Here is a 5,364-nt window from a genome sequence, read left to right as displayed (position 1 = left end):
GTTACCCTGTCCCCCGTGGTCTTCACCCCCACCCGGTGCATCCGCCGGAGGTCCACGAGCGCCCGTCACTCGTCTCGGAACAGGAGTTCGATGCGTTCCCACCGCCGCCGCTTCTCGGCCGTCCTCGCGGCTGTCACCGCGGTCTTGCTCGGAGGCGCCGCCCCGGCGGCCGCCCGGCCCGCACCGCCCGCTGTCGTCGCGCCGATGGGCCCGGACTTCCTCTGGGGGGTGGCCGCGTCGGGATATCAATCGGAGGGTCACGCCCCGGACAGCAACTGGTCCCGCTACGTCGCGTCCGGCAAAACGACGGACCCCTACCGGGATTCGATCGACTTCTATACGCGCTACCGCTCGGACATCGCCTTGGCCGCCGACCTGGGCGTCAAGGTCTATCGGGTCGGCATCGAGTGGGCTCGACTCCAGCCGGAGCCGGACAAGTGGGACCCGGCCGGACTGAAGTTCTACGACGACGTCGTCGCCGCGATCACGGCGGCCGGGATGCGGCCCATGCTCACCATCGACCACTGGGTCTATCCGGGTTGGGCGGTCGATCGCGGCGGCTGGGACAATCCGGGCATCGTGGCGGACTGGCTCGCCAACGCGCGCGTGGTCGTGGATCGATACGCCCGGTACGAGCCGTTGTGGGTCACGTTCAACGAGCCGACCGTCTACCTGGTGAACGAACTGCGGCACGGCGGCTTGCCGCCGGCCGCCGCCCCGGCGATGCAGGACCGGATTGCGCAGGCGCACAACAGCATCTACGACCACATCCACCGCGTCCAGCCGGACGCCATGGTGACCAGCAACGTCGCCTATATTCCCGGCGGCGAGGACGTGGTGAACAAGCCGCTGGTGGACAAGATCGCCGCCAAGCTCGACTACGTCGGCATCGACTACTACTACGGCCTGTCCCCCGACAGCCTCACCAGCTCGGCGAATTTCACGGAACTGTGGAAGAACCCGCTGCAGCCGGAAGGCATCTACTATGCGCTGCAACACTATTCGCGCCAGTTTCCAGGCAAGCCGCTCTACATCGTCGAGAACGGCATGCCCACCGAGAACGGCCTGCCGCGCGCGGACGGATACGGGCGGGCGGACTCGCTGCGCGACACCGTCTACTGGCTCCAGCGCGCCAAGGCCGACGGCATCGACCTGATCGGCTACAACTACTGGAGTATCACCGACAACTACGAGTGGGGTTCCTACACTCCCCGTTTCGGCCTGTACACGGTCGACGTCCTGACCGATCCGACGCTCACGCGCAAGCCGACGGACGCGGTGGCCGCGTACACGGCCATCACCCGAGCCGGTGGCGTCGCGCCCGATTATCGGCCGACCCGCGCGCCGAAGGACTGCTCGTTCGTCGACGTGCCCGCCAGCTGCGCCGACCCGGTCACCGTGCCGCGGTGACCGCGAGGCCGCATCCGGGTACGTCACCGAGTGGAGGTGCGCGATGACCGAGAACGCCGTCGCGGTGCTGCAGCGCTGGACCGACTCGGGCGGAGTCTGGCGGGTGACCGCCCGCAGGCCCGGTTCGGTCACCGTGGCGCTCTACCAGTGCACCGGTGGGGAGGAAGTCGATCGGCTGACCTCGGCCGATCCCGAACTGCTCCGCTACCTCGGCGATCGGACCGGCAGCGAGGACTGACTTCAGCTCGCGACCGGTCCGGTCACGCCCTGCCAGAGGCGTTCGAGTACCCGCGCGGCCGGCTCCACCGCGATGACCGAGCCGACGCCCTGCCCGGCATCGATCGGCACGACGGCCGGATCGTCCGCCGCGATCGCCATGGCGAGGGTCCGCGCAGCGGACGGATCCGCGGCGAGTTCGTCTTCGCGCCCGGTCCACCGGTCGGTGAACGCGGTGCGCAGCACCCGCGCGGGATACCGGTGCGGCCAGGGCAATCCCATTCCCACGTCGTAGGCGCGGGTGAGCACGGTGTCTTCGCCGCGTGCGTCGAGCAGGGCTCGCCTGCCCGCCTCCGACAGCAGCGATTCCGAACAGGCGGCCAGGCAGGTCCCCAGCCATGCGCCACTCGCCCCGGCCCGGAATACGGCGGCCAGGTCTCCCGGTGAGCCGATGCCGCCGGCGGCGAGCACCGGAACCGATGCCACGTCCAGCACCTCGTCCAGGAGCGGCAGCAGCGCCGCGTTCGCCGCGCCGTGCCCGCCGCCCTCCACGCCACGGGCCACGAGGACCCCGATCCCGGCGTCTCGGGCACGCCGCGCCTCCTGCGCGCTGTACACCTGGGTGGCCGGGACGATCCCGGCTTCCGCCACGCGGGCCACCCAGTCCAGGTTCTCGCCGAAGCTCACCGAGATCAGCGCGGGACCGGCCTCGACCGCGACATCCAGCAGCCGCGGCTGTTCCGCGACCACCCAATCGACCAGGCCGATGCCGAACGGGCCGTCGATACCGCGGACGTGCGGCAACTCCCGTTCCAGGGCCGAGACCGAGCCGGCGCTGCCCATCCCGATCATGCCGAGGCCGCCGGCGGCGGTCACCGCCGCGGCCAGCCGTCCGCCCGCTACGCCGCCCATCGGCGCGTTGACCAGCGGGATTCGAGCGCCGATCCGGTGCGCCCACGCTGTCGCGGCGGTCAGGTCGGGTGCGGGAGATCGTTCGCCGGGCGTCGTCACGCGTTCCATCGCAGCACACGCCGCCGGAACCGGTCGCAGGCTCCCCCGTTCCGGCGGGGATTCACTCGCGATGACCGAGCATGTCCAGCAATCCGTCGAGCTGGAGTTCGAACAGTTCGTCGCGGTCGGCGAAGGTATCCGCGCCGTACATATCGAAGACGTCCGCGCTCACCGCGCCGAACAGGCCGACCCAGAACGTCACGCCGCGCACGGCCAGCCAGTCGGGCAACTCGAGTTGGAACTCGTCCCGGATCCGCGCGAGACTGCCCGCGAGCGGTGCCGATATCCGCGGCTCACCGGCCGGGACGGTGAGCCGACCGGCGTCGTGAGCGCGCGCGAAGAGAGTCAGCATCGTCGCGATCACCCGCGTACCCGGTGCGACGGTCTCGGCCGCCGGTGCGGCGTAGCCGGGGACCGGCGTGCCGAACAGCAATCCGTAACGGGCGGGTTCGGCCAGCGCCCAGCGCCGCACTGTGCGCCCGAGGCAACGCAGCCGCTCGATCGGGTCGTCCGCCGCCTCGGCCAGCGCGTCGTCGACCGCGTCGCCGAGAGCGTTGTAACCGTCCACCACGAGCAGGGTGAGCAGCTCGTCGCGACTGCGGACATACCGGTAGACCGCCGAGGACACCACGCCGAGGTCGCGTGCCACCGCGCGCAGCGACAGGGCCGCGGCGCCGTCGGTCGCCAGGTGTTCGCGCCCGATCCGGACGATGTCGTTCATGGTCTGAGCCCTGGCGCGGGCGCGCGGTGTCGTAGGCATGGCAAAACCATGCGCGTTTCAGAGAGCGATGTCAACTATTGAGAGCACCGCTCTAGCAATCGTCGAACGGCTACCGGGATCGCGCGGCGCCGGGCGCATTGCAACCCGTTACTTACCCGGGAGTAGTGTTAGCCGAGTCACTGGCGACAGATCGAGGAGTTCCACATGGACCAGCGGACGACGGATTTCGACGTGCTGATCGTCGGGTCGGGGTTCGGCGGCAGCGTCACCGCGCTTCGGCTGGTGGAGAAGGGGTACAAGGTCGGCGTGCTGGAGGCGGGCCGGCGCTTCGCCGACGACGAGCTGCCCAAGACCAGCTGGGAACTGAAGAAGTTCCTCTGGGCACCCGCCCTCGGTTGCTACGGCATTCAGCGCATCCATCCGCTGCGCAACGTCCTCATCCTCGGCGGCGCCGGGGTCGGCGGCGGCTCGTTGAACTACGCGAACACCCTGTACGTGCCGCCGGAGCCGTTCTTCCGCGACGCGCAGTGGCGCGACATCACCGACTGGCGCGACGAGCTGACCCCGTACTACGAGCGAGCGCAGCAAATGCTCGGCGTGGTGCGCAACCCGCATATGACGCCCGCCGACGAGGTCTTCAAGGCGGTCGCCGACGACATGGGGGTGGGCGACACGTTCGTGCAGACTCCGGTCGGCGTGTTCTTCGGTGAGCCGGGAAAGACCGTGCCGGACCCGTACTTCGGCGGCGTGGGGCCCGAGCGAACCGGTTGCGTCGAGTGCGGCGACTGCATGGTCGGCTGCAAGTACGGCGCGAAGAACACCCTGGTGAAGAACTACCTCTATCTGGCCGAGCAGGCCGGTGTCGAGGTCATTCCGATGACGACGGTCACCGCGCTGCGCCCGCACGCCGACGGCACCTGGGACGTGTCCACCGCGCGCACCGGCGCGTGGCTGCGCAAGCAGCCGCGCACGCTCACCGCCTCCCACGTCGTGCTCGCCGCTGGCACGCGCGGCACCCAGAAACTCCTGTTCGCCATGCGAGACAAGGGCGTGCTGCCCGATCTGTCCGACCGGCTCGGCGTGTTGACGCGCACCAACTCGGAATCGATCGTCGGCGCGGCCACCAAGAAGGTGAGCCCGGGCGTTGACTTCACCAAGGGCGTCGCCATCACCTCGTCCATCCATCCCACCCCGGACACGCACATCGAGCCGGTCCGCTACGGCAAGGGCTCCAACGCCATGGGCCTGCTCCAGACGCTCATGGTCGACGGCGGTGGCCGCATTCCGCGCTGGCTGCGCTTCCTGGGCATGGTGCTGCGGCATCCGATGGACCTGCTCAGCTTCCTGAGCACCAAGAACTGGAGCGAACGGACCATCATCTCGCTGGTCATGCAGCACTTGGACAATTCGATCACCACATACACCAAGCGGGGCCTGTTCGGCCGCAAACTCACCAGCAAACAGGGCCACGGCGAGCCCAATCCCACCTGGATCCCCGTGGGCAACGACGTCACCAGGCGGGTCGCGGAGCGGATCGGCGGCATCGCGGGCGGCAGCTGGGGCGAGATCTTCAACATCCCGCTCACGGCACACTTCCTGGGCGGGGCGGCGATCGGAGCCGACGCCGAGCACGGCGTGATCGACGCCTACCACCGGGTCTACGGGTACCCGACGCTCAGCGTCGTCGACGGTGCGGCGGTCTCGGCCAACCTGGGCGTCAACCCCTCGCTGACGATCGTCGCGCAGGCCGAGCGCGCGGCGGCGTACTGGCCGAACAAGGGCGAGGTGGACAACCGGCCGCCGGTGGGTACGGGATACCGGCGCATCGCTCCGATCGCGCCGATGCGCCCGGTCGTTCCGGCGAACTCCCCCGCGGCACTCGTGCTTCCGATCGTGGAGATCCGCAAGACGCCTGCCGCTGGATAGCTCCCCGTCAAACATCGGCCAGGATTCGGCGGCGGGCGAGGCCGTCCAAGCCCGCCCGCCCCCCTCGAAGACTTCTGAAC

Annotated in this window: 5 protein-coding genes; 3 read left to right on the top strand and 2 right to left on the bottom strand. The window is 69.6% G+C overall.

Annotated elements, in window-relative coordinates:
* The first annotated feature begins 90 nt into the window (after positions 1–90).
* On the top strand, positions 91–1,410 hold the full coding sequence (locus HOV91_RS38300) for a family 1 glycosylhydrolase (RefSeq protein ID WP_174190076.1): 1,320 nt from the start codon (positions 91–93) through the stop codon (positions 1,408–1,410).
* Between the two features lie 43 nt (positions 1,411–1,453).
* A complete protein-coding gene (locus HOV91_RS38295) occupies positions 1,454–1,648 on the top strand; it encodes a hypothetical protein (protein ID WP_174190075.1) in 195 nt (64 codons plus the stop codon).
* Between the two features lie 2 nt (positions 1,649–1,650).
* On the opposite strand, the gene HOV91_RS38290 is transcribed toward HOV91_RS38295, so the two are convergent.
* Positions 1,651–2,637, bottom strand: a complete 987-nt coding sequence (locus tag HOV91_RS38290; protein WP_312884940.1) for an NAD(P)H-dependent flavin oxidoreductase — start codon at positions 2,635–2,637, stop codon at positions 1,651–1,653.
* Positions 2,638–2,698: 61 nt separating this feature from the next.
* A complete protein-coding gene (locus tag HOV91_RS38285; RefSeq protein WP_174190073.1) occupies positions 2,699–3,397 on the bottom strand; it encodes a TetR/AcrR family transcriptional regulator in 699 nt (232 codons plus the stop codon).
* 165 nt (positions 3,398–3,562) lie between these two features.
* Here HOV91_RS38285 and HOV91_RS38280 point away from each other — a divergent pair, with 165 nt between their 5' ends.
* Positions 3,563–5,284, top strand: a complete 1,722-nt coding sequence (locus HOV91_RS38280; protein ID WP_174190072.1) for a GMC oxidoreductase — start codon at positions 3,563–3,565, stop codon at positions 5,282–5,284.
* Positions 5,285–5,364: the final 80 nt, after the last annotated feature.

It is taken from the genome of Nocardia barduliensis (assembly GCF_013315795.1).
Lineage (GTDB): Bacteria > Actinomycetota > Actinomycetes > Mycobacteriales > Mycobacteriaceae > Nocardia > Nocardia barduliensis.
The sequence above is the reverse complement of the archived record's forward strand: the minus strand, read 5'-3'. Positions and strand labels throughout refer to the sequence as shown.